This window comes from Massilia sp. SYSU DXS3249 (assembly GCF_053668055.1).
The window spans coordinates 39,202-60,887 of record NZ_JBSIPX010000016.1; the positions used below are offsets into that span (position 1 = coordinate 39,202).

The window sequence follows — 21,686 nt, forward strand, 5'->3', positions numbered from 1 at the left end:
GTTCCATCGATGACTGTAATGCCAAACCACAATAATGATGCACTCCCCAAGACAAAGGATCGATCATGATTTCGAATGACGCAGTCGCTCTCGTTTCCGCCCTGGACCTCGAACCGATCAAGACCAAGCTGATGCACAAAGAATCCGGCGAAGGCTGGTCGCTGGAGCATGCAACGGCCGTGGAAGCCGAGTACCGCCGTTTCCTTTACCTCGCAAAAGTCTTTCCGAACGAAGATATCGCTCCACTCGTGGATGTCGACACTTTCTGGCATTACCACATCCTCGACACGATGAAGTACGCCCGCGATTGCGAGCAAGTCTTCGGCTACTTCAAGCACCATTATCCCTACCTCGGACTGGTCGGCGAAAACGGCATCGAGATGCAGCAGCATTCGGGCGACCGCACGCGTGAACTGTACGAATCGAGCTTCGGCGAATCATATGCACGTGCCGCGGGTGCGCCGCAAGAAGTCACGAACTCCGCATCGTATGGCCGCGCGCCGGCTGCTGCCCTACAAACAACCTGGTACGCTGGCCGGGGCGTGAAAGCCACCGACACCCAGACCGCCTGGTGTATCGGACCAAGTGTGAAAGCCGCCGATGGCAAGACCGCATGGTGTATGGGCCCGGGTGTGAAAGCTGCGGACGCCACCACTGCATATTGCCTCGGCCCAGGCGTGAAGGCCGCCGACGCTAAAACCGCATGGTGTATCGGACCCGGTGTGAAAACCGCCGACACTCGGACGGCATGGTGTATCGGCCCAGGCGTGAAAGCCAGCGACGCCCAAACCGCCTAGCGCGGCATTCCCGACAAACGCTGACGGCGCCGCGACCACAAGCCGCGCACTGGTTCAAGCGGCCCGCATCTTGTTACCCTTTTGGTGACCCGGTGCCGCCCGCCGGGTCGCCGCCTCCCCTTGCCATCAAGCGCCAAAGTGGCATGCATGCCCATCGGCGCCGCCCCTTCGCTGGGCTTCAGCCGTACCGCCTCCCATTCTTCGAGCTCATGTAGCGCGTTTACCGCAGGAATTTGTTGACAGCTCTCAACTTGCGCGAAATCAACGATTTCCGGATGTTTGGGGTAGAAAATCTTCCTTAATGCTTCTCGTCAATGCAGACGATGGCAGCCACTCCAGAGGAGGATTTCCTATCTGCCAGCACCACTTCATCGATCGCCACGTAGTCAAATCAAAATAACGATGCAGTAGCCAAAACAAAGGATAGATCATGATTTCGAACAAAGACTTCGCCGTCATTGCCGCCCTGGATTTGAACCCGATCAAACTGAAACTGATGCACAAGGAATCTGGTGAAGGCTGGTCGCTGGAGCACGCCAACGCCATCGAGACCGAATACCGCCGCTTCCTCTACCTCATGAAGGCCTTCCCGCATGTGGAAACGGCGCCGCTGGTGGATGTCGACACCTTCTGGCATTACCACATCCTCGACACGATGAAGTACGCCCGCGATTGCCAACAGGCTTTCGGCTATTTCGTGCACCACTACCCCTACCTCGGCCTGGAGGGCGAAAACGGTGTGGAGATGCATCAGCAGGCAGGCGAACGCATGCGCGAGTTGTATGAGTCCACGTTCGGCGTATCGTATGTGCGCCCGCTGAGGCCGGAGGGCACCCTCGAAGCTGCCGATGTGCAAACAGCCTGCGACCCCATCATGGGCCAAGCGGCAAACTCGGCCTATTGCATCGGCCCAGGTATCGTCAAGGCAGCCGACGTCCAGACTGCCTATTGCATCGGCCCGGGCATTGTCAAGGCAGCTGACGCCCGCACCGCGTATTGCATCGGCCCAGGCAAGGTTGCTAACGTCCAGACTGCCTACTGCATCGGCCCGGGCAAGGCAGCCGACGTCCAGACCGCTTATTGCATCGGCCCCGGCAAGGCAGCCAACATCCAGACCGCTTATTGCATCGGCCCGGGCAAGGCAGCCGACGTCCAGACTACCTACTGCATCGGCCCAGGCGTCCCGCAAGCAGCCTGATACGTTATGACCCGGTGATTGAGCGTGGCATGCTCAGTCACCCGGGTCATGTACCTGCAAGGTGCCGTAGCGGGTCAAGAAAGGACGCTACGCCGCAAACAAGCGAACGCCGGGCAGGCAGCGAGCTTGCCGGCAACGACAAAAAACAGGAAATCCGGGCCGTAGCCCCGCCGGTTTACTTCTTCTGGCTCGCCTTGAACAGCGTACGCGCGTCTTCGTGGGCGCGGTCCAGGGTGCGCATGGTCTTCTGCTCGTCATGGGTGACGAAATACCCCTTGGCCTGGGCGTCGACGACGATCTTGATCGCCGCTTCGTCGTCCAGGTCGTATTTTTCGACGATGAGGGTGGTGACTTCGTCCAGGTATTCTTCGTAGGTCATAGCTGCTTTCGTGAGGGGTCGTGATTGTAACAGTCACTGCGCCTTCGGCCACCGGGCCAGGGCGTGATGGACATCGGGATAGCGCAGGCGCACCCCGAGTTCGCGCCGCAGGCGGGTGTTGTCCAGCTGGCGCGACTCCGACATGAAGGACAGCAGCACCGGCGAGACCACCTCGCGCAGCGCGGCGCGCGCCAGCCGCGGCGGGCGCGGCAGGCCATAGGCGTCGGCCACCGCATCGAAATACTCGCCCATCTTCATGCGCGTATCGTCCGCCGCATGATAAACCCGTCCGGGCAGCGCACGGAACAGCGACAGCGCGATCGCCTGCGCCAGGTCGTCGGCCTGCACGTGGTTGGTGTAGACGTCGTCTTCGGCCCGCAGGGCCGGGGTGCCGTCGCGCAGGCGCTGCAGCGGCAGGCGGTCGGCCGCATAGATCCCGGGCACGCGCAGGATCGCCAATCGGCCCTGGGTGCGCCGCGCCCAGCCGCGCAGGACGCGTTCTGCATCGACGCGGCGTGCGGCGCGTGCGTTTTTCGGCGCCAGGCGCCGGGTTTCGTCGATCAAGGCGCCGCCGCAATCGCCGTACACGCCGCTCGTGCTGACATAAACGACATGCGCCCCCTCGGGTAGAATGGCGGACAAATTGCGCGTGCGGACGTCGCGCGCGCCCTCGGGCCGCGGCGGCGCCAGGTGCACGACGTAGTGCGCCAGGCCGCGCAGGCGCGCCAGCGTGGCCGGCTGGTCGAGGTCGGCGACGACCGGCACCGCCCCCGCCGCCCGCAGCGCCGCGGCGCGCTCCGCGTCGCGGGTGACTGCAAACACGCGAAAGCGCGCAACCAGCAAGGGCAGCAGGCGCATGCCGACGTCGCCGCAGCCGACCAGGAGCAGGCGCGGCCGGCCCAATTTCGGGGTAGTACGAAGTTTACTGTTGAAGTTCATTTTGAGGATTGTATGACGTTCCAGATCACTGTCCAGCCAAGCGGCGCCCAATTTGCCTGCGAAGCCGACGAAACCGTCCTGTCGGCCGCGATCCGCGCCGGCGTCGGCCTGCCGTACGGCTGCAAGAACGGCGCCTGCGGTTCGTGCAAGGGCAAGATCGTCGGGGGCGAAGTGGCGCACAAGCCGCACCAGGCGCGCGCGCTCACCGAGCAGGAAAAGCTGCAGGGCATGTCCCTGTTCTGCTGCGCGGTGCCGAGCGGGGACGTGGTGATCGAGGCGCGCGAGATCGCCGGCAGCAGCGAGTACCCGATCCGCAAGATGCCGACTCGGGTGCAATCGGTCACCCGCGCCGCGCCGGACGTCGCCATCGTCACGCTGCAGCTGCCGGCCAACGAGGCGCTTGCCTACCGCGCCGGCCAGTACGTCGAATTCCTGCTCAAGGACGGCAAGCGCCGCGCCTACAGCATCGCCAGCGCGCCCTCGCTCGAACGCCCGCTCGAGCTGCACATCCGCCACCTGCCGGGCGGCCTGTTCACCGACCACGTGTTCGGCGCGATGAAGGAGCGCGACATCCTGCGCTTCGAAGGCCCCCTGGGCACCTTCTTCCTGCGCGAGGACTCCGAGAAACCCATCGTGCTGCTGGCCTCGGGCACCGGCTTCGCGCCCGTGAAGGCGCTGGTCGAACACCTGATGCACCTGAAATCCACGCGCCCGGTACGCCTGTACTGGGGCGGACGCCGCCCGCAGGACCTGTACATGCACGAGCTGTGCGAAGCCTGGGCCGCCACCCTGCCCGACTTCCAGTACGTGCCGGTGATCTCCGATGCCCTGCCCGAGGATGCGTGGACCGGCCGCACCGGCTACGTGCACGCGGCCGTCATGCAGGATATCCCGGACCTCTCCGGCTGGCAGGTCTACGCCTGCGGCGCGCCGGTGATGGTCGACGCGGCGCGCAGCCAGTACGTGGCGCAGTGCGGGCTGCCGGCGGACGAGTTTTTTGCGGATGCGTTCACGACCGAGGCGGACCTGGCGGCGGACGAGTAATCCGTAGGGTGGACGGGTTCCCCGTCCACGCGTTCAACAAACGATTGCACAATCGCGAAAACGATTCTTCGGTACGCACGCGTGCATTGAACGCGTGGACGGCAAAGCCGTCCACCCTACGGGTATGAGCAACGATTCAACGGATGAGGCACAATTGGCACCCTGCCAGTAACGCACCTCCTTCATGTCCCTGCTCTCCCCCTCGGGCGGCCTCGCCGTCCTGCGCAACCCCAACCTCTCCTTTTACCTGTCGGCCCGCTTCCTCGGCACCCTCGCCGTCCAGATGCAGAGCGTGGCCGTCGGCTGGCAGGTCTACCAGATCACCGGCAGCCTGTTCGACCTCGGCCTGATCGGCCTGGCGCAGTTCGCGCCCTTCCTGGTGCTGATCCTGTGGGCCGGCCATGTCGCCGACCGCTACGACCGGCGCAAGATCATCGTGCTGTGCATGCTGACCCAGTTGCTGGTGAGCGGCCTGCTGCTGGCCTTTACTGCCAGCGGCAGCCGCGTCGTCTGGCCGGTGTTCGCCGTGCTGATGCTGTTCGGCAGCGCGCGCGCCTTCATGATGCCGGCCTCGCAGGCGGTGCTGCGCAACCTGGTGCCGGACAAGGATTTCGGCCAGGCGGTGGCGCTGGCTTCCTCCACCTTCCACGTCGCCGTGATCGCCGGCCCGGTGCTCGGCGGCCTGCTGTACGCCTTCGGGCCGACCACGGTCTACATGATCTCGGCCGCGCTGCTGGCGCTGGCGACCTTCCTGATGGCCTCGACCCGCAGCGCGCCGCAGGTGAAAAGCAGCGGGCCGGCCAGCTGGCACACCCTGCTCGAGGGCCTGCGTTTCGTGCGCTCGCGCCCGATCGTGCTGGGCGCCATTTCGCTCGACCTGTTCGCGGTGCTGTTCGGCGGCGCCACCGCCCTGCTGCCGGCGTACGCGCACGACGTGCTGCATGCCGGGCCGACGGCGCTCGGCTGGCTGCGCACGGCGCCGGGCGCGGGCGCGGCCATCTGTTCGATCGTGCTGGCCTTCTTCCCGCTGCGGCGCCGCGTCGGGGCCTGGATGTTCGGCGGCGTCGCCGTGTTCGGCCTGGCCACGCTGGTGCTCGGCTGGACGAGTAATTTCACGGTTGCCCTGGTCGCCCTGTTCCTGCTCGGCGCGGGCGACATGGTCAGCGTCTACGTGCGCCACCTGCTGGTGCAGTACGAAACGCCGGACGACATCCGCGGCCGCGTCAGCGCCGTCAACGCGGTTTTCATCGGCGCGTCCAACGAACTTGGGGAATTCGAGTCGGGGGTGACTGCCGGCTGGTTCGGACTGGTGCGGGCCATTCTGCTGGGTGGGGCGGCTACGCTGGCGGTGACGGGGCTGTGGGCGGTGCTGTTCCCGGTCCTCTCGAAGATGGACCGTTTTCCACACCACAAGAGCACCTAGCCAAGCGTACGGTACGCGGCAAACATGGCAAAAAGTGTAAGATCGGCACCAGATCGCTGACTAATGGAGCCATTTATGCAAATCAATGTTAATACCGACCGCACCATCGAAAAACACCAGGGTCTGGACGATCACGTCGAAACCGTCGTGAAAGACAACGTCGGCCGCTTCGACCAGGTCCACCGCGTGGACGTACACCTGAGTAACGAAAACAGCCAGAAGCAGATCGACGGCGGCAACCGCTGCATGATGGAAGCGCACGTCACCGGCTACGCGCCGGTCGTCGTCACCGAGCATGGGGTGAACCTGCACCAGGCCATCAACCAGGCTGGCGGCAAGCTTAAACGCGCGCTCGACAGCGCCATTGGCCGCCTGAACGACAAAGGCCGCCGTGAACCGATGCCGCTGGGCGACGAGCTCGTTCCCGAGCAGGACAAGAACCTGACCAGCAACTCGTAATCGCTGCGGGAAGGCAGGAAAGCGAGGGCCGCCCGGCTTACCCGGCGGCCCTTCCTTCGACTGTGTCACGCAAACTGCGCAGGTAACGCAGGCCCGCCAGCGCGCGGCTGCCATACCACGACATCATTTCCCCATCGACCAGGTACACCGGGATGCCGATCTGCTTTTCCAGTGCGTCGGCATGCGCGTCCGTAAAGCGGTAGGGTTCGGTCGACAGCAGCACCGCGTCCAGTTCATTCACCAGCGCGTCCGACCAGGCGAAACGGGGATAGCGCGCACTGTCCGGCAGCTGCGGCACCTGCCAGCCGAGTTCGGCCAGCATGCGTGCAATATAGGTGTCGGCGGACACGCTCATCCAGGGGTCTTGCCAGATGCAGTAGAGCACCGTGCGTGGCGGTCCCGGCGGCATCGCAGCCAACTGCGCATGCTCGGCCTCGAAGGCGGCGCACCAGGCTTCGGCCGCCGCCTCGACCCCGAAGATGCCGCCGACCAGCCGCGCCAGCGCCAGGTTGTCGCGCGGCGCCACCGGATGCGTGACGACGATGTTCGGCACGAACTCGGCCAGCGCCTCGACAGTCGGCTTCTCGTTCTCGTCGATGTTGACGACCAGGTGGGTCGGCGCCAGCTTGCGGATCTTCTCGATGTTGACGTCTTTCGTGCCGCCGATTTTCGGGATCGTCGCAACGACCTCGGCCGGGTGGATGCAGAAACCCGTGCGCCCGACGAGCTGGGGCGCCAGGCCCAGGTCGCACAGCAGTTCGGTGATCGACGGCACCAGCGAGACGATGCGCGCGTCCGGCGCGGGACGGTGGGCGACGCCCAGCGCGTCGACGAGGGGGTGGGAAGCATTCATGGGCGCTATTGGAACATCCCTGGCTGCGGAACGCCAGCCTTGAAGCCCAGGCGCTGCATGGAGCCTGTTTCGTATTACACTGCCCCAGCCAGCATGCCACCTACCACGCGGAGGATTTTGTTTTGAGAATTGTCGGCAAGTTTCGTGATTCGGGCTACACGGTCGAGAACCTGGAGCTGTTTCGCGGCGCGGATACCGCTGCTGCGTCGGCCGCGCTCGCCGAATGCGAGGTGGCCCAGCTGACGCCCGGCGAGCGGATCGAAGACCCGGTGCGCGCCCGGCTCTACATCGTGCTGTCGGGCATGCTCGAAGTCGAGACCGATGGCCATGCCGGTGCGTCGGACGGCAGCGTCACGCGCATCCTGCCCGGCGAAAGCGTGGGCGAGCAGTCGGTGCTCGACGATGCCGCCAACCTCGACGCCGTGCGCGCCGTCGAAGACACGCGCCTGCTGGTGATCGAGTCGGAACTCGCCTGGGAACTGATCGACCAGTCGAACGCAGTCGCCCGCAACCTCCTGCGCCTGATGTCCTTCCGGATCCGCGCCGCCAACGCGCTGCTGCGCCGGCGCCAGAAACTGGGCGAGTTCTACCGCCAGCTCTCGCTGAACGACACCCTCACCGGCCTGTACAACCGCGCCTGGCTGGCCGACATGCTGCCGAAACTGGTCGCCCGCGCCCGCACCCAGGGCAGCCCGCTGGCCCTGCTGATGGTTGACCTCGACAATTTCAAGAAGTTCAACGACACCCACGGCCACCTGATCGGCGACGCCGCCCTGTGCGCGGCCGCGAACGTCATCCGCGACGGCTTGCGTCCGTCGGATTACGCGGTGCGCTACGGCGGCGAGGAATTGATGGCGGTGCTGCCGGAAACCACGGCCGAACTGGCCCGGATGGTGGCCGACCGCCTGTGCCAGCAGATGCGCGAAGCGGTGCTGTTTCCCGACATGCGCGTGCCGATGCCGCACCTGACGGCCTGCTTCGGCGTCGCGGTGCTGGGGCCGGACGGCGACGAGACGAGCCTGATCGAAGCGGCCGACGCCGCCCTGTACCGTGCCAAGAACGCCGGGCGCAATTGCGTCAGCGTCTAGGGCGCCATTGAGCGATACGGCGTGCCGCGAGCGGCATGATTGACGGATCGGTGCCGCGCCCCGACAATCGCAGCCGTCGTCACCAATCCAACAAGCGATGAGCACCCACACCTTTCTCTGGCACGACTATGAAACCTTCGGCGCCCAACCGCGCCGCGACCGTCCCGCGCAGTTCGCCGCCATCCGCACCGATGCCGAGCTGAACGAGATCGGCGAGCCGCTCATGCTGTTCTGCCAGCCGGCCAACGATTACCTGCCCGACCCGCAGTCCTGCCTGATCACCGGCATCACGCCCCAGCGGTGCCTGGAACAGGGCGTGCCCGAGCACGAATTCGCGCGCCAGGTCGAGGCCGCCTTTGCCGAACCGGGCACGATCGGCGTCGGCTACAACACGATCCGCTTCGACGACGAGGTGACCCGCTTCCTGTTCTGGCGCAACCTGCTCGACCCCTATGCGCGCGAATGGCAGAACAATTGCGGCCGCTGGGACCTGCTCGACGTGGTGCGCATGACCTATGCGCTGCGTCCGGAAGGCATCGAATGGCCGCGCCACCCGGACGGGCGCCCGAGCTTCCGGCTGGAGGACCTGACGAGCGCCAACGGCCTGTCCCACGAGAGCGCCCACGACGCCCTGTCGGACGTGCGAGCGACGATCGCGCTGGCACGCCTGATCCGCAGCAAGCAGCCGCGCCTGTTCGACTTCTGCCTCGAGCTGCGCCGCAAGGACAAGGTCGCCAGCGAAATGGGCCTGCACCTGGACCCAAGCCAGCGCCAGCCTTTCCTGCACGTATCCGGCATGTTCCCGGCCGAAAGCGGCTGCCTGGGCCTGGTATATCCGCTGGCCCAGCACCCGAGCAACAAGAACGAGATCCTGGTCTGGGATTGCCGCCACGATCCCTCAGAACTGTTCGGGATGGACGTCGAGACGATCCGGCTGCGCATGTTCACGCGCAGCGCCGACCTGCCCGAGGGCGTGACCCGGCTGCCGATCAAGAGCGTGCACCTGAACAAGTCGCCGATGCTGGTCGGGAACCTGAAAACCCTGAGCGCGCCCATGGCCCAGCGCTGGGGCATCGACCTCGACCAGGGACGCGTGCATGCCGAGCTCGCCGCGCGCGGGCCGAACATGGCGGCGGTCTGGGCCCAGGTGTTCCAGAAACCGGCGAGCACCAACGAGACCGACGTCGATGAAGACCTGTATGGCGGTTTTGTCAGCAACAACGACCGCCGCAAACTGGAATCGCTGCGCATGCAAACGCCGGCCCAGTTGGCGAGCGCCCACCCCTCCTTCGAGGACGCGCGCCTGACCGAACTGCTGTTCCGCTACCGCGCCCGCAACTTCCCGCAGACGCTCAGCGGCGAAGAAATGGCGGCGTGGGAAGAGCATCGGGCGGCGCGGCTGTTCGACGGCGCCGGCGGTGCGCGTACGGTGGACCAGTTATTTGGCGAGATCGATGCGCTGTCGGAGACGGCGGACGAGCGGGCCGAGGAGATTCTCGGGGCTTTGTACGATTACGTGGAAGGGATTGCGCCGGAACGGTATTAAGCGTTGTTAGCGGGGCTGTTGCCTGTTGCGGTATCGGTCCTTTGAATCCGCGTGGGCACAAGTGCCCACGCGGATCATGCTCACCACTAACAGCACAGGCATCAGCCCCACGAACTCCTGCCTACGGGGCCAACAACGCCGTACTAGCTCGCCCGATACCGGTTAATCTCATCCCGCGTCTCCCGCGCCGCCCTTCTCGCCGCCGCCGCGAAATCCTCTCCCTCCCGCGCCGCCGCATACAGGATCGCCCGCGACGAATTGATCATCATCCCGGTCCCGTTCGCCGTACGCCCGGCGCGCACGGTCGCCGCCACGTCGCCCCCCTGCGCCCCGATGCCCGGCACCAATAAGGGCATGTCGCCGATGATCGCGCGCACCTGCGCCAGTTCCTCCGGGAAGGTCGCGCCCACCACCAGCGCGCACTGGCCGTTGCGGTTCCATTTCTCGGCCACCAGGCGCGCCACGTGCTGGTACAGCGGCTGTCCGCCCACGTCGAGGAACTGCAGGTCGGAGCCGCCTGCGTTCGAGGTACGGCACAGCACGATCACACCGCGGTCGGGCCAGTCGAAATACGGCTCGACCGAATCGGAACCCATGTAGGGGCTGACCGTGACCGCGTCCGCGCCGTAGCGGTCGAAGGCTTCGCGTGCGTACTGGTGGGCGGTGGCGCCGATGTCGCCGCGCTTGGCGTCGAGGATCAGGGGAATGTGCGGGTAGGTCTCGCGCAGGTAGCGGCAGATGTCCTCGAGCTGGCTTTCGGCGCCGAGCGCGGCGAAATAGGCGATCTGCGGCTTGAAGGCGCAGGCGAGATCCGCGGTGGCGTCGATGATGGCCTTGCAGAACTGGAAAATGGCGTCCGGTTCCTGACGGAGGTGGGCCGGCAGACGTTCCAACACCCGAGCCAGGTCCGGGTCGAGCCCGACGCACAGCAGCGAATCGTTGCGGGCCCAGGCCGCGGAGAGTTTAGTCATGAAATTCACGTCGCGCCCCTTGTAACAGTGTCATTGCAAACCCTATATTGTACCCGTCGCCGGTCTTCCCTTCTCCTGTCGCCCCCTTTGGCGGCCACGACCGTGCGACTGGTATCGACAAGCTGATGTATATTTTTGACTATTCGACAACTCGCAATGGACAAGGACATCATGACGTCTTCCCTCTTCTCGCGCTGGGCCCGCCTGCTGGCGGCGGCAATGCTGGCAGGCTCGCTGCTTTCGGGCTGCGGCTATAACGAATTCCAGGTGAAGGACGAAGCCACCAAGGCAGCCTGGGGCGAAGTGGTCAACCAGTACCAGCGCCGCGCCGACCTGATCCCGAACCTGGTCAATACCGTCAAGGGCTATGCCTCGCACGAACGCGAGACCCTGGAGGCCGTCACCCGTGCGCGCGCCGCCGCGACGAGCTTCCAGATCACGCCGGAAGTGCTGAACAATCCGGAAGCCTTCCAGAAGTTCCAGCAGGTACAGGGCGAGCTGTCGAGCGCGCTGTCGCGCCTGATGGCCGTGTCCGAGGCCTATCCGCAGTTGAAGGCCGACACCAGCTTCCGCGACCTGCAGTCGCAGCTCGAGGGCACCGAGAACCGCATCACCGTGGCGCGCCAGCGCTACATCGCCTCGGTCCAGGACTACAACGTCACCGTGCGCAAGTTCCCGACCAACCTGACCGCGATGATGTTCGGCTACGAAGCGCGGCCCTCGTTCACGGTCGAGAACGAAAAAGCGATCTCGACCGCCCCGACGGTCAACTTCGGCAAGTAAGCGGGTACCCAGTGGACCGATCTGCGATGACTTTGCTGCGTACCCTATGGGCATTGCTGCTGGTAAGCCTGCTGGCCGGTCCGGCCCAGGCCCAGCTGAAGGCGGTACCGCCCTTGACCGCCCGCGTCACCGACCAGGCCGGCATGCTCGACGCCACCCAGCGCCAGCGCCTGGAAGCGGTGCTGGCCGAACACGAAGCGAAGTCCGGCAACCAGATCGCGGTGCTGCTCGTCAAGTCGACCGAGCCGGAAGCGATCGAGCAGTACGGCATCCGCGTGGTCGAGGCGTGGAAGCTCGGCCGCAAGGGCGTCGACGACGGCGTGCTGCTGCTGGTGGCGCGCGACAACCCGAGTTCGCTGCGGCGCCTGCGCATCGAGGCCGGCCGCGGCGTGCAGGGCGTGCTGACGGATGCGCAATCGAAACGCATCCTGCAAGACGTGATCGCGCCGCATTTTCGCCAAAACCACTACTACGAGGGCCTGGTCGCAGGTGTGGGAGCCATTTCCACGCTGCTGAACCGGGAACGATTTCCCGAGGTGGCGCAGCAACAGGTAAGGCCTACGGGACAGGAAGAACAGGGAGGCGGGATCGGTATGTTTGGTATCTTGGCATTGATATTTGGTTTCATGCTGTTGCGCTCGATTTTCAAGCCACGCCGCCCGCGCCTGTCGCGCGGCGGCTGGGGCAGCGGCGCATCGGGTTTCATCCTCGGTAGCGTCCTCTCGAATATGGGACGCGGCGGCGGCGGCGGCTTCGGCGGTTTTTCGGGCGGTGGGTTCGGTGGCGGCGGCGGCTTCGGCGGCGGCGGCGGCACCTTTGACGGCGGCGGCGCCTCGGGAGACTGGTAATGGAACACGCATCGTTTGGACAACGCCTGGGCCGCGTGATCCGCCACTGGCGCAGCAGCAAGGGCGACGCGGAGCGCGCCTTCCCGGAAGCGACGCTGGCCGCGGCCGCGCAGGCCATCACCGCCGGCGAGCAGACCCATCGCGGCGAAGTGCGCTTCATCGTCGAAGCCGCCCTGCCCACCGACGAGGCCTGGGACGGCATCACCAACCGCCAGCGCGCCCTCGCCCTGTTCGCCGACTATGGCGTCTGGGATACCGAGGACAATTGCGGCGTGCTCATCTACGTCAACCTGGCCGAGCACAAGGTCGACATCGTGGCCGACCGCGGCATCGACCGCAAGATCGACAGCGCGACCTGGCAGGCGGTCTGCCGCACCATGACCGAGGGCTTCAGGCAGGGCAAGTACCACGACGCTTCGCTGGCGGCGATCGAGCAGGTGAATTCCCTGCTGCGGGAACATTTCCCAGCCAACGGATCGCGTCCGAACGAGCTGCCGGATCGGCCGATCATGCTGTAAGGACCATTCATTCGATGGCCACGAGCGCCTGACGCGCCTTCAGGGCAAGGCGCGTCGTCGAAGACAGTACGCCAGTACGGCGAGACGACGCAACGCCGCCATGGAGGCGCGTCAGGCGCTCGCCGCTACAATGCGGGTTTTGTGAACTCTTGAAAGCCCCGCCATGAAACTCGCCAACAAGATTGCTCTCGTCACGGGCGCCAGCCAGGGCATCGGCCTGGCCTGCGCCCAGCGCCTGGTGCGCGAAGGCGCCCGCGTGATGCTGGCCGACGTGCGCCCGGAAGGCGCCGCCGCCGCCGAAGCGCTGGGCGACGCCGCCCGCTTCTTCTGTGCCGACGTCAGCCAGAAGTCCGACGTCGACGCCCTCTTCGCCGCCACCTTCGAAGCCTTCGGCCGCGTCGATATCCTGATCAACAATGCCGGCGTGACGCACGCCGCCGACTTCCTCGACCTGACCGAGGAAGACTTTGACCGCGTGCTGCGCATTAACCTGAAATCGATGTTCCTGTGCAGCCAGGCCGCCGCGCGCGACATGGTCAAGCGGCAAAGCGGCTGCATCATCAACATGTCGAGCGTGAACGCCGAACTGGTCATCCCGAACCAGGTGCCGTATGTGGTGTCGAAGGGCGGCGTCAACCAGCTGACCCGGGTAGCGGCGATCAGCCTGGCCCAGCAAGGTATCCGCGTCAACGCCATCGGCCCGGGAACGATCCTGACGGAACTGGCGAAACAGGCTGTGCTGTCGAGCCCGGAAGCACGCCACACCATCCTGTCGCGCACCCCGCTCGGCCGCTGCGGCGAACCGGAAGAAGTGGCGGCGATTGCCGCATTCCTCGCCAGCGACGACGCCTCCTACATCACCGGCCAGACCCTGTACGCCGACGGCGGCCGTATGCCGCTCAACTATACGGTTCCAGTGCGGGAATAAGGCGCCCGATGTCCTCGTGGACGGCTTGCCTCCTTGCGCCGAATCGCCGGACTGCCTCGATCAAGTGTCTGCTCCCGGCACACAAACCGAGCTCAGCAGGTATTCACGAAATGCATGTCTGGTATCTGATTTAACAATTAGACAAATATATGGCAGCGCAACATAATGGCACCTGTCTCCACTATTCTCCTCCAAGAAAATAGTTTTAAGCCCGCTCCTGAAGCGGGCTTTTTTTTTGCGCGTGCACGGCTGGCTTCTTCCCAACTGCTAGACCATGCCAAATGGGAATCGTTCGCTAAAGGCTGTGTAGATTTGCGCTACGTCATACCTGAGTAACAATCGCTGCCTATACTGGATTCATCTGCGGTACACGCAACCGATATGCGTGATGGCAGACAGGTGTGCGGCGCCTCGCGTTGCACACCCACCGAACAGCGTCTCTTGGCCCGGTCTTGGGTTGTGCCCACCGCTCTCCTGGTGGGCATTTTTTTTCCTGTGTCCCTATGTGCTTGGCATAAATGCATCTGCCGCCCTTGCAGGCTGACCGGTTTTGACTATGATGAAGTTCGTGCGCCGCAAGCGGTAGCCGCCAGCCAGGCTGCAACAATCAGACAGGAAGGACCGAGAAAGACCGCCAGCGGACGCAGCCATGCCAACCATAACAGGGAGCCGGACCGATGAATTTTCAAGTTTCTGAAAAACACACTCCACCACCCACCCGCCGCCAGCATGACGGTATCGATGGGCTGGTCCTCTGCGAACTTAATCCGCTGGTGGTCGTCGACCATATCGACGGCGAAGACGTGCCCCTGACCCTCCTGACCTTCGGCAGCGTGCGCGAAGTCTGCCCGAAGTGCCGGAACACGCACCTGAAGCTGGTGCTGCGCCAGACCTCCGTGCGCATGGCGCACCTGTTTTGCGCGGAGTGCGCGAGCTGTTTCGATGCACGCTACCCCGACGGCGCCCCGGCGCTGACGATCTGAGGTTCCGTTGCAAGCCCGACCGTGCGCACGGTCGGTCACCCGGCATGGTATGGTTGCCGTTTTTGCCAGTTCGTCAACCATGCCTGCACTGCTCCACCTCGTCCTGCTCGACCCGCGCCTGAACAAGCTGCGTTATGCCGCCGCGATCGCGATGTTCCTGTCGATTGTCGTCACCGGGTCGATCCCGGGCGCGCGCGCCGGCGTCGGCCATTACGCACCGGGCGTGGTGCTGCATTCGCTCGCCTATGCGACCCTGGCCCTGCTCTGGTTCACCGCCAGCCGCGGCAGCGCGGCGAGCCGCAGCCTGGCCGCCGTGCTGGCGGTCGCCGTGATGGGCGCCATCGACGAATCGGTGCAGAGCCTGTTCCCCTACCGCGGCGCCGACGTGCACGACTGGCTGGTGGATGTCAGCGCCGCCGTCGTCACCTGCGCGATCCTGTGGCTGGTGTTGCCGAAGGCGGCGCTGCAGCGGAACTGAATCCGCGCAATGCAGTTGCTGCAGCCGGGTCCGCGCAGCCGGGCCCGATACTGCCGGGTTACTTCCAATCCTTCCTCCCTTGATCTGGCTCATGTCACACCCGAGTCAGCTGGAACGTCGCGCCTGTTCGCGCCTCTTACCTGAGTGGCAGACGACATCGTCACGCATACCCACTGACAAAATCCAATCAAGGAGTCGATCATGAAACAACCACACCAGAGCGCAATCCTGGCGGGCTTGCTGGCCATGGCGCTCGGCCTGTCGGGCTGCACCGCCATGCGCGGCGGCAGCAGCGATAGCGGCGCAGGCACCAGCGGCAGCTCGGCAAGCGGCGATACTGGCAGCGGTAGCGGCGGCATGTCGGGCACCGGCGCCGGTACCAGCACCTCCGGCTCCGGCGGATGGGGCGGCGGCAGCTCGACCGGGTCGGGAACGTCGGGCACCTCGGGGACCAGCGGCACCAGCGGCACTGACCAGTCCGGCACCAGCGGCACTTCGGGCACCTCCGGCACTTCGGGCACCTCGGGCACGTCGGATTCCTCCGGCACCTCGGGCACGTCCGGCAACTCGGGTTCTTCCGGCACGTCGAGCAGCATGGGCGAAGGCAGCTCCACGGGCAGCACGGCCGATACCGCCAGCGGGCAGGCCGGCAGCTCGTCCGCGGGCAGCGCCACCGCCGCCAGCTCCAGCCCGAACAGCACCGTGGTAGCGGTCGAAGCGGTGGCCCGCCCCAGCAGCGGCGTCAGCGGCGGCGACACGCTCTCCGGGGGCGCGACCGGCAGCAGCTCGACCGGCACCACCGGCAGCTCGATGACTTCCGACCGCGTCTACCGCGTCACGCTGCGCATGGACGACGGCAGCACCCAGATCGTCACCCAGGAGACCACGCCCGACTTCCGCAGCGGCGACCGCGTCAACCTGAGCGGCGGAGCGGTTCGCCGCTGAGACGGCAACCGGGATCCGGGCCGCCACGCCGGCCGCGAACGTCAAGCGTCTGGAAAAACCGACAGGGGATCTTGAGGGACTACCCTCAGGAAGCGGCGCATCGTCGAAGAGGGTACGCGGGTACCGCCAGACGCAGGCAACGCAGCCATGAAGGATTTTTTCACACGCACGCAGAGGCTGTGCGGCGTTCGGGCTGCGACCGATCGGTCGCAGCCGGCGTGAGGGATCAGGTGGTCAGCGGCACGCCGCCACCCTGGTTCGGTGGTGGCGACGACGTATTGCGCGTCAACGCCCAGATCGTTTCGAACGGCAGCTTCGGCGTGCGGTCCGCATTCAGCAAGCCGTTGGCTTCCTGGAAGGTATCGGCGAACTGGGTGTAGCAGAAGCCCGCGAACATGAAGGTTTCGTTGACCACCTTCAGCAGCCCGCCATACAGGTTCTCGAAGCCTTCGGCCGTCGTCGAACGCGAATAGCCCCAGGTGCCCTCTTCCGGCGTGCCCTTGGTATCGAAGGCGATGCCGCCGAACTCGGTCAGCACGATCGGCTGGCCGCGGTGCGGGAAGCCGTCGAGCGTGAGGATACGCCCGCCCGGACGCCGTTGATCGAAGAGTGTCCGCACCGGGTCGCTCACCTCGTAGCGCGCCTTGACCTTTTCCGGATCGCAGTCGTAGTCGTGGATGCCGAGGATGTCGGTCGCCGAGGCTTCCCAGCCGTCGTTGCCGATCACCGGGCGCGTCGCGTCGAGCGTGCGCGTCAGGTGGTACAAGGCTTCCACTGCATTCCGATGTGCCTGCGTCAGCGTCAGGTTCGGCACGCCCCAGGATTCGTTGAAGGCGACCCAGACGATGATGCAGGGGTGGCTGTAGTCGCGCTCGATGGCTTCGGTCCACTCGCGCACCATGCGCGTGATCGCCTTCGGGCTGAAGCGGTAGGCCGAGGGCATCTCTTCCCAGACCAGCAGGCCCAGCTTGTCGGCCCAGTACAGGTAGCGCGGGTCCTCGATCTTCTGGTGCTTGCGCACGCCGTTGAAGCCCATCAGCTTGGCCAGCTCGACGTCGCGCTTGAGGTGCTCGTCGGACGGCCCGGTCAGGAAGGACTCCGGCCAGTAGCCCTGGTCGAGCACCAGGCGCAGCTGGTATGGCCTTCCATTCAACATCAGGCGGTCGCGGTTGATCGCGAACGCGCGCAGCGCCGTGTACGAGCGGATGCGGTCGACCACCTTGTCGCCGCAGCGCAGCGTCACCTCGGCGTCGAGCAGGGTCGGCCGCTCCGGGCTCCACAGCAATTCGTTGCGCGAGTCGTCGATGCCGGGGTCGGACAGGGCGATCTTGCGGTTCGCTTCGCCGCCGAGCAGCTTGTAATGGTCGTCGGCCAGCAGGTGTTCGCCGTGCCAGATCTTCACTTCGACAAACATGTCGTCGCGGATCGCGCCGCCCGCGAACACCTCGCAGCCGATCTCGAAGGTCTCGAAGATCGGGGTCCACTTCAGCTTGGCGATGAAGGTCTCCTCGACCTGCTCGACCCAGACGGTCTGCCAGATGCCGGTCGTGCGCGGATACCAGATCGAGTGCGGCTCGAGCAGCCAATCCTGCTTGCCGCGCGGCTTGGCAAGGTCGGCCGGGTCGTCTTCGACGAACACGGTCACCGTCTGCTTGCCGTCGGCCTGCATGGCCGAGGTGATGTCGGCCGAGAACGGCGTGTGCCCGCCCTCGTGGTCGGCCACCAGCTGGCCGTTGACCCAGACGCGGGCATGGTAGTCGACCGCGCCGAAGTGCAGGATGGTGCGCCCTTCGGTGGGCATGACCGTGAACTCGCGCTCGTACCAACAGAAGCGGTGGAAGCCGGTGTCGCCGATGCCGGACATCGCCGTCTCGGGCGCGAACGGCACTTCGATCTCATGGGTCCATTCGGAGACGTCGCCGGGCAGCTTGAAGCGCATCGCGTCGTCGAAACAGAAGCGCCACTTGCCGTTCAGGCTGATCCAGTTGTCGCGCACCAGTTGGGGACGGGGGTATTCAAACTGACTCATTATTTTCCTTTCGTTCAGTCGGTACCGGAATCAGGATGCGGCCTTCGCGGCCCTTCCGGTTGTATTCGGCAAGCGCGGCGGCGGCGGCGGCTTCGGCCAGGCCGGTCTTGCACAGCGCCACGCAGGCGCCGCCAAAACCGGCGCCGGTCAGGCGCGCGCCGACCACGCCGTCCTGCGCGCGCAGCAACTCGCACAACTCATCGAGTTCGGGGATGGATACTTCGTAATCGTCGCGCAGGCTGAAGTGCGACGCGTTCATCAGTTCGCCGAAGCGCTCGGCCGGCACGCCGCCGGCCGCCTCCAGCACCCGCAGGTTTTCCTGCACCACGTGGCGTGCGCGGCGGCGCAGCGGTTCGGGCAGCTCCTCGACCGAGGCTGGGTCCTTCACGTCGCGCAAGGCCTTCACGCCCAGCTTGCGCGAGGCTTCCTCGCACTCGGCGCGGCGCTCGTTGTACTTGCTGCCGGCCAGCTTGCGCGCGATGCCCGAGTCGATGACGATGATCTCGACGCCCTCCGGTAGCGGCGCCAGCCGGTGTTCGAGCGAGCGCGCGTCGATGAACAGCATGTTCGATTCGTCGGCCAGGCTGGACGCCATCTGGTCCATGATGCCGCAGTTGACCCGCGCGTATTCGATCTCGGCACGCTGCGCCAGGCGCGCCAGTTTCACGTCGTCGAGCTCGAACCCGAGCAGCTCGCGCAGCGCGCGCAGGGTCGCCACTTCCAGCGCCGCGCTCGAGGACAGGCCCGAGCCCACCGGCACGTCGGTCGAGACCCAGACGCGCAGCGGCGGCACCGTTACGCCTTCGGCCTCGACCAGGCGGATGCAGCCCTCGATGTAGCTGCCGAAGCCCGGCGGGGCGCTGCCGTCCGGCGCGAAGGTCACGTTGGCGTCGAGCGTGCTCGAATAGAAAATGAAATTGCCGTCGCCGCTGCGCGACAGGGCCACCGTCGTGCGCTGGGGCGTGGCCACCGGCAGCATGAAACCGTCGTTGTAGTCGGTGTGCTCGCCCAGCAGGTTCACGCGTCCCGGCGCCGCAGCGTGGACTTCGGGCGCACCGCCGAAAAAGGAATCGGTCGTCACCATCAGCTTATCTCCAGCCAAAGCGGCCGCTGGCGGCCCTGCACGGTCACGGCAGGCCACTGCGGGTCCAGGGTCAGGTTGTCCAGCCCCTGCGGGCCGAGGAGGAAGGTGTCTTCCATCTTCAGTCCCGCGAAGCTGGGGTTGAATGCGAATGCCATGCCGGTCTCCAGTTCGGTCGCCGTGCTGGGCGTGGCGACCAGTTCGCGCGCCAGGTAGCCGGTGATGCCGCCCTGGTGGTGCTCGTCCATCGCGCCCTGCCGGTCGGCGTGGTTGTAGGCCGCGGCAAAGGCGTGGTACACCGCCGACAGCGATTTGCCCGGCACCACGGCGGCAAGGCCGGTGGCCTCGACCTCCATCAGCGCCGCCTGGTCCTGCGGCGCCGAGCCCTCGCCGGCGAAACTCACGCAGCGCGTCAGGTTGGCATACAGGCCGTGGCGGCGCGCGCAGAACACGAGCATCGCCCGCGCTCCGATCCGTTCATGTGTGGGCGTCGGATGGCGGTACAAGGGCAAACGGCGTTCGCCGGCCGCCAGCACCAGCGCCGGGTGGATGCCGCGGCGCCAGAGCTCCGCCGCGCCGCTTGCCGCCAGTTCGTACTCGGTCCATTCCGGACGCGCGCGGCGCAGGGTGGCGGTCATTGCCTCGGCGGCCTCAAGTCCGAGCTGGCGGTAGCGCGCCTGCTCGGACTCGAGCAGCACCATGCGGCGCTGGCGCATCCCGTTCGCCAGCGGCTGCTCGTCGCCGTGCGGGCGGTCGGACAGCACCAGTCCGTCGCCGGCCAGGCCCAGCACGTAGCGTTCGCGCAGCTCGACCTGGGCCCAGGGAGAAGCGTGGAAGGTGAAGCCGGCCGGGATCTCCTCCTCGCGCAGACGCGCCATTTCGATCTCGTCCGTCAGTACGACGGCCTCGTCCTGCGTGACCAGCACTTCGGCCACGCCGGTGTCGGTCGTGTGCAGCACCGCATTCGAGCCGCCGGCGGTGATCCAGGCAAACCAGTCGACCCCGCGCAGGCGCACGGCGACGGCGCCATGCTTGCCGAGGTATCCGCGCAGCAGGGCCAGCTTGGCGCCGGCCTCCTGCGCGCGCTCGGGGCCGTTCATGCATCCTCCTCGATCGACACCGCCACCGCCTGCAGCTCGGCCGCCGTGTTCTCGGGCAGCACGTCCATCGCGAACATGCCGGCGCCGAGCTCGGTGCCGGCCAGGTATTTCAGGCGGTCGCGCGAGCGGTACGGCGGGTAGAACTGGGCGTGCAGCTGGGTTTCCGGATGGTCGGCGCCATCGGTCGGCGCCTGGTACCAGGCCATCAGGTAGGGGAAGGGTCGGTCCCACATCTTCTCGTACTTGAGCAGCACGGTTTTCAGCGCGCGCGCCAGGCCGGCGCGGGCTTCCGGCGTCAGGCTGGCGAAATCCTTGCAGGGCGCGGTCGGCATCACCCACACCTCGTAGGGATAGCGCGCGCAGGCCGGCACGAAGGCGATCGCATGCTCGTTCTGGTACAGCACCCGGCGGCCGTCGGCCGCTTCGTTCTTCGCCATGTCGCACAGCAGGCTGGTGCCGTGCTGCAGGTAGTACTCGCGCTCCTGCGCCAGCATGCGCTCGGGCACCTGGGGCACGAAGGGATAGGCATAGATCTGGCCGTGCGGATGGTGCAGGGTCACGCCGACCTCGCTGCCGCGGTTCTCGAACGGCAGCACGTACTGGATGTGGTGAGTGCCGCCGATGCGGCGGGTGCGGTCGCCCCACACCTGGAACAGCAGTTCGATGCGCGACAGCGGCAGGTGCACCAGCGCCGTGTTCGGGTCCTGGGTGAACACGACCACTTCGCAGTGGCCGTTGGCGGGCGCCGTCGGCACCGTCAGCTGCGGCGGATCGTGCGACGTGAGGGCGAGCGAGGGGAAGCGGTTGTCGAACACCGCAATCTCGTAGTCGCCCTGCGGCATCTCGGTCGGGAAGGCGGGATCCTTCGTCACCGCCAGCGGGTTGTACTCGGGCGGCGGCAGGAAGGTGCGGTTCTGCCGGAATCCGGCATAGGTGACCCACTCGCCGCGCAGCGGATGCCAGCGCAGGTGCGGGTTGGCCTGCAACGGATCGGGGAACGGGCTGGGCGCCTCGATCCCGTCCGGAATCGGCTCGTTGCTGTAGAGAGTAAGGTGTCTTCCGTCCGGCTTCGTCAGTTCTTTGCTGTGCATGTCATCTTTAAATGTCGGGCAGGTCACATACGCTCGCAGGCAGGGATGCCTCGCGAATCGCGGCTAGGGAACGATCCTAACATGGTGTTTTGGCCGCATTTTCCGAGCAGAATGTATGTTTTTTCCAACAGTTAATGACTCAGCGGAGCGTCAGGACGCCGCCCCGGCAGTGGAGAGCCGGCTCTCCTATGAAAAGTGCTTCAAA

22 protein-coding genes are annotated in these 21,686 nt (G+C 65.8%); 14 read left to right on the forward strand and 8 right to left on the reverse strand.

The window, feature by feature from the left end; all coding sequences use genetic code 11:
- Nucleotides 1–65 precede the first annotated feature (65 nt).
- Nucleotides 66–797, forward strand: a complete 732-nt coding sequence (locus tag ACWCIA_RS17665; protein WP_454165336.1) for a glycine-rich domain-containing protein — start codon at nt 66–68, stop codon at nt 795–797.
- A gap of 430 nt (nt 798–1,227) precedes the next feature.
- The gene (locus ACWCIA_RS17670; protein WP_454165338.1) at nt 1,228–1,995 is read left to right on the forward strand and encodes a glycine-rich domain-containing protein; all 768 of its coding nucleotides are present in this window, start codon (nt 1,228–1,230) and stop codon (nt 1,993–1,995) included.
- Between the two features lie 175 nt (nt 1,996–2,170).
- Here the strand turns inward: ACWCIA_RS17670 and ACWCIA_RS17675 are convergent, their stop codons facing one another.
- Nucleotides 2,171–2,374, reverse strand: coding sequence for a hypothetical protein (locus ACWCIA_RS17675; RefSeq protein ID WP_454165340.1), 204 nt, complete (start codon nt 2,372–2,374; stop codon nt 2,171–2,173).
- A 33-nt stretch (nt 2,375–2,407) separates the two neighbouring features.
- The gene (locus tag ACWCIA_RS17680; RefSeq protein WP_454165342.1) at nt 2,408–3,313 is read right to left on the reverse strand and encodes an NAD(P)H-binding protein; all 906 of its coding nucleotides are present in this window, start codon (nt 3,311–3,313) and stop codon (nt 2,408–2,410) included.
- A gap of 12 nt (nt 3,314–3,325) precedes the next feature.
- Here ACWCIA_RS17680 and ACWCIA_RS17685 point away from each other — a divergent pair, with 12 nt between their 5' ends.
- The 3 genes from ACWCIA_RS17685 (at nt 3,326) to ACWCIA_RS17695 (ending at nt 6,239) form a co-directional block, all read left to right on the forward strand.
- Nucleotides 3,326–4,357, forward strand: coding sequence for a CDP-6-deoxy-delta-3,4-glucoseen reductase (locus ACWCIA_RS17685; protein WP_454165344.1), 1,032 nt, complete (start codon nt 3,326–3,328; stop codon nt 4,355–4,357).
- 184 nt (nt 4,358–4,541) lie between these two features.
- On the forward strand, nt 4,542–5,780 hold the full coding sequence (locus tag ACWCIA_RS17690) for an MFS transporter (RefSeq protein WP_454165346.1): 1,239 nt from the start codon (nt 4,542–4,544) through the stop codon (nt 5,778–5,780).
- A gap of 75 nt (nt 5,781–5,855) precedes the next feature.
- Nucleotides 5,856–6,239, forward strand: coding sequence for an HPF/RaiA family ribosome-associated protein (locus ACWCIA_RS17695; RefSeq protein WP_454165348.1), 384 nt, complete (start codon nt 5,856–5,858; stop codon nt 6,237–6,239).
- Nucleotides 6,240–6,276: 37 nt separating this feature from the next.
- Here the strand turns inward: ACWCIA_RS17695 and ACWCIA_RS17700 are convergent, their stop codons facing one another.
- Complete coding sequence (locus ACWCIA_RS17700) at nt 6,277–7,092, reverse strand: helical backbone metal receptor (RefSeq protein WP_454165350.1); 816 nt, start codon at nt 7,090–7,092, stop codon at nt 6,277–6,279.
- Nucleotides 7,093–7,214: 122 nt separating this feature from the next.
- On the opposite strand from ACWCIA_RS17700, the gene ACWCIA_RS17705 reads away from it, so the two are divergent.
- Both ACWCIA_RS17705 and sbcB read left to right on the forward strand, forming a co-directional pair.
- Nucleotides 7,215–8,180: a GGDEF domain-containing protein gene (locus ACWCIA_RS17705; RefSeq protein WP_454165352.1), complete on the forward strand. Its 966-nt coding sequence runs from the start codon at nt 7,215–7,217 to the stop codon at nt 8,178–8,180.
- Nucleotides 8,181–8,277: 97 nt separating this feature from the next.
- Entirely contained in the window at nt 8,278–9,726 is a 1,449-nt protein-coding gene (gene sbcB / locus ACWCIA_RS17710) for an exodeoxyribonuclease I (RefSeq protein WP_454165354.1), read from the forward strand.
- A gap of 143 nt (nt 9,727–9,869) precedes the next feature.
- Here sbcB and pyrF read toward each other — a convergent pair whose 3' ends face one another.
- On the reverse strand, nt 9,870–10,706 hold the full coding sequence (gene pyrF / locus ACWCIA_RS17715) for an orotidine-5'-phosphate decarboxylase (RefSeq protein ID WP_454165356.1): 837 nt from the start codon (nt 10,704–10,706) through the stop codon (nt 9,870–9,872).
- A 210-nt stretch (nt 10,707–10,916) separates the two neighbouring features.
- Here pyrF and ACWCIA_RS17720 point away from each other — a divergent pair, with 210 nt between their 5' ends.
- From ACWCIA_RS17720 to ACWCIA_RS17750, 7 genes are all read left to right on the forward strand, one after another.
- On the forward strand, nt 10,917–11,480 hold the full coding sequence (locus ACWCIA_RS17720) for a LemA family protein (protein WP_454165483.1): 564 nt from the start codon (nt 10,917–10,919) through the stop codon (nt 11,478–11,480).
- Between the two features lie 26 nt (nt 11,481–11,506).
- Nucleotides 11,507–12,328 carry a TPM domain-containing protein gene (locus ACWCIA_RS17725; RefSeq protein ID WP_454165358.1) on the forward strand — a complete coding sequence of 274 codons (822 nt, stop codon included), beginning with the start codon at nt 11,507–11,509 and terminating at the stop codon, nt 12,326–12,328.
- Nucleotides 12,328–12,846, forward strand: a complete 519-nt coding sequence (locus ACWCIA_RS17730; protein ID WP_454165360.1) for a TPM domain-containing protein — start codon at nt 12,328–12,330, stop codon at nt 12,844–12,846. Before ACWCIA_RS17725 ends, ACWCIA_RS17730 begins: the two co-directional genes overlap by 1 nt.
- A 163-nt stretch (nt 12,847–13,009) precedes the next feature.
- A complete protein-coding gene (locus ACWCIA_RS17735; RefSeq protein WP_454165362.1) occupies nt 13,010–13,774 on the forward strand; it encodes an SDR family NAD(P)-dependent oxidoreductase in 765 nt (254 codons plus the stop codon).
- A 677-nt stretch (nt 13,775–14,451) separates the two neighbouring features.
- A complete protein-coding gene (locus ACWCIA_RS17740; RefSeq protein WP_454165363.1) occupies nt 14,452–14,757 on the forward strand; it encodes a hypothetical protein in 306 nt (101 codons plus the stop codon).
- Nucleotides 14,758–14,836: 79 nt separating this feature from the next.
- Nucleotides 14,837–15,235 (forward strand): VanZ family protein, encoded by a 399-nt coding sequence (locus tag ACWCIA_RS17745; RefSeq protein ID WP_454165365.1) that lies wholly within the window; start codon nt 14,837–14,839, stop codon nt 15,233–15,235.
- 201 nt (nt 15,236–15,436) lie between these two features.
- Nucleotides 15,437–16,180, forward strand: a complete 744-nt coding sequence (locus tag ACWCIA_RS17750) for a hypothetical protein (RefSeq protein ID WP_454165367.1) — start codon at nt 15,437–15,439, stop codon at nt 16,178–16,180.
- Nucleotides 16,181–16,406: 226 nt separating this feature from the next.
- Here ACWCIA_RS17750 and ACWCIA_RS17755 read toward each other — a convergent pair whose 3' ends face one another.
- The 4 genes from ACWCIA_RS17755 to galT are packed head-to-tail and all read right to left on the reverse strand — an operon-like array spanning nt 16,407 to nt 21,481.
- Nucleotides 16,407–18,209: a glycoside hydrolase family 2 protein gene (locus tag ACWCIA_RS17755; protein ID WP_454165369.1), complete on the reverse strand. Its 1,803-nt coding sequence runs from the start codon at nt 18,207–18,209 to the stop codon at nt 16,407–16,409.
- Nucleotides 18,196–19,293 carry a galactokinase gene (gene galK / locus ACWCIA_RS17760; RefSeq protein ID WP_454165371.1) on the reverse strand — a complete coding sequence of 366 codons (1,098 nt, stop codon included), beginning with the start codon at nt 19,291–19,293 and terminating at the stop codon, nt 18,196–18,198. The genes ACWCIA_RS17755 and galK overlap by 14 nt, the downstream gene beginning before the upstream one ends.
- Nucleotides 19,293–20,390 carry a M24 family metallopeptidase gene (locus ACWCIA_RS17765; protein WP_454165373.1) on the reverse strand — a complete coding sequence of 366 codons (1,098 nt, stop codon included), beginning with the start codon at nt 20,388–20,390 and terminating at the stop codon, nt 19,293–19,295. The genes galK and ACWCIA_RS17765 overlap by 1 nt, the downstream gene beginning before the upstream one ends.
- Entirely contained in the window at nt 20,387–21,481 is a 1,095-nt protein-coding gene (gene galT, locus ACWCIA_RS17770; protein WP_454165375.1) for a galactose-1-phosphate uridylyltransferase, read from the reverse strand. Before galT ends, ACWCIA_RS17765 begins: the two co-directional genes overlap by 4 nt.
- Nucleotides 21,482–21,686 lie beyond the last annotated feature (205 nt).

Excerpts from the sequence above, each read along its gene's own strand:
- ACWCIA_RS17665 (WP_454165336.1), top strand. The coding sequence starts at position 66 with ATGATTTCGAATGACGCAGTCGCTCTCGTTTCCGCCCTGGACCTCGAA.
- ACWCIA_RS17670 (WP_454165338.1), top strand. The coding sequence starts at position 1,228 with ATGATTTCGAACAAAGACTTCGCCGTCATTGCCGCCCTGGATTTGAAC.
- ACWCIA_RS17675 (WP_454165340.1), bottom strand. The coding sequence starts at position 2,374 with ATGACCTACGAAGAATACCTGGACGAAGTCACCACCCTCATCGTCGAA.
- ACWCIA_RS17680 (WP_454165342.1), bottom strand. The coding sequence starts at position 3,313 with ATGAACTTCAACAGTAAACTTCGTACTACCCCGAAATTGGGCCGGCCG.
- ACWCIA_RS17685 (WP_454165344.1), top strand. The coding sequence starts at position 3,326 with ATGACGTTCCAGATCACTGTCCAGCCAAGCGGCGCCCAATTTGCCTGC.
- ACWCIA_RS17690 (WP_454165346.1), top strand. The coding sequence starts at position 4,542 with ATGTCCCTGCTCTCCCCCTCGGGCGGCCTCGCCGTCCTGCGCAACCCC.
- ACWCIA_RS17695 (WP_454165348.1), top strand. The coding sequence starts at position 5,856 with ATGCAAATCAATGTTAATACCGACCGCACCATCGAAAAACACCAGGGT.
- ACWCIA_RS17700 (WP_454165350.1), bottom strand. The coding sequence starts at position 7,092 with ATGAATGCTTCCCACCCCCTCGTCGACGCGCTGGGCGTCGCCCACCGT.
- sbcB (WP_454165354.1), top strand. The coding sequence starts at position 8,278 with ATGAGCACCCACACCTTTCTCTGGCACGACTATGAAACCTTCGGCGCC.
- ACWCIA_RS17720 (WP_454165483.1), top strand. The coding sequence starts at position 10,917 with ATGCTGGCAGGCTCGCTGCTTTCGGGCTGCGGCTATAACGAATTCCAG.
- ACWCIA_RS17725 (WP_454165358.1), top strand. The coding sequence starts at position 11,507 with ATGACTTTGCTGCGTACCCTATGGGCATTGCTGCTGGTAAGCCTGCTG.
- ACWCIA_RS17730 (WP_454165360.1), top strand. The coding sequence starts at position 12,328 with ATGGAACACGCATCGTTTGGACAACGCCTGGGCCGCGTGATCCGCCAC.
- ACWCIA_RS17735 (WP_454165362.1), top strand. The coding sequence starts at position 13,010 with ATGAAACTCGCCAACAAGATTGCTCTCGTCACGGGCGCCAGCCAGGGC.
- ACWCIA_RS17740 (WP_454165363.1), top strand. The coding sequence starts at position 14,452 with ATGAATTTTCAAGTTTCTGAAAAACACACTCCACCACCCACCCGCCGC.
- ACWCIA_RS17745 (WP_454165365.1), top strand. The coding sequence starts at position 14,837 with ATGCCTGCACTGCTCCACCTCGTCCTGCTCGACCCGCGCCTGAACAAG.
- ACWCIA_RS17750 (WP_454165367.1), top strand. The coding sequence starts at position 15,437 with ATGAAACAACCACACCAGAGCGCAATCCTGGCGGGCTTGCTGGCCATG.
- ACWCIA_RS17755 (WP_454165369.1), bottom strand. The coding sequence starts at position 18,209 with ATGAGTCAGTTTGAATACCCCCGTCCCCAACTGGTGCGCGACAACTGG.
- galK (WP_454165371.1), bottom strand. The coding sequence starts at position 19,293 with ATGGTGACGACCGATTCCTTTTTCGGCGGTGCGCCCGAAGTCCACGCT.
- ACWCIA_RS17765 (WP_454165373.1), bottom strand. The coding sequence starts at position 20,390 with ATGAACGGCCCCGAGCGCGCGCAGGAGGCCGGCGCCAAGCTGGCCCTG.
- galT (WP_454165375.1), bottom strand. The coding sequence starts at position 21,481 with ATGCACAGCAAAGAACTGACGAAGCCGGACGGAAGACACCTTACTCTC.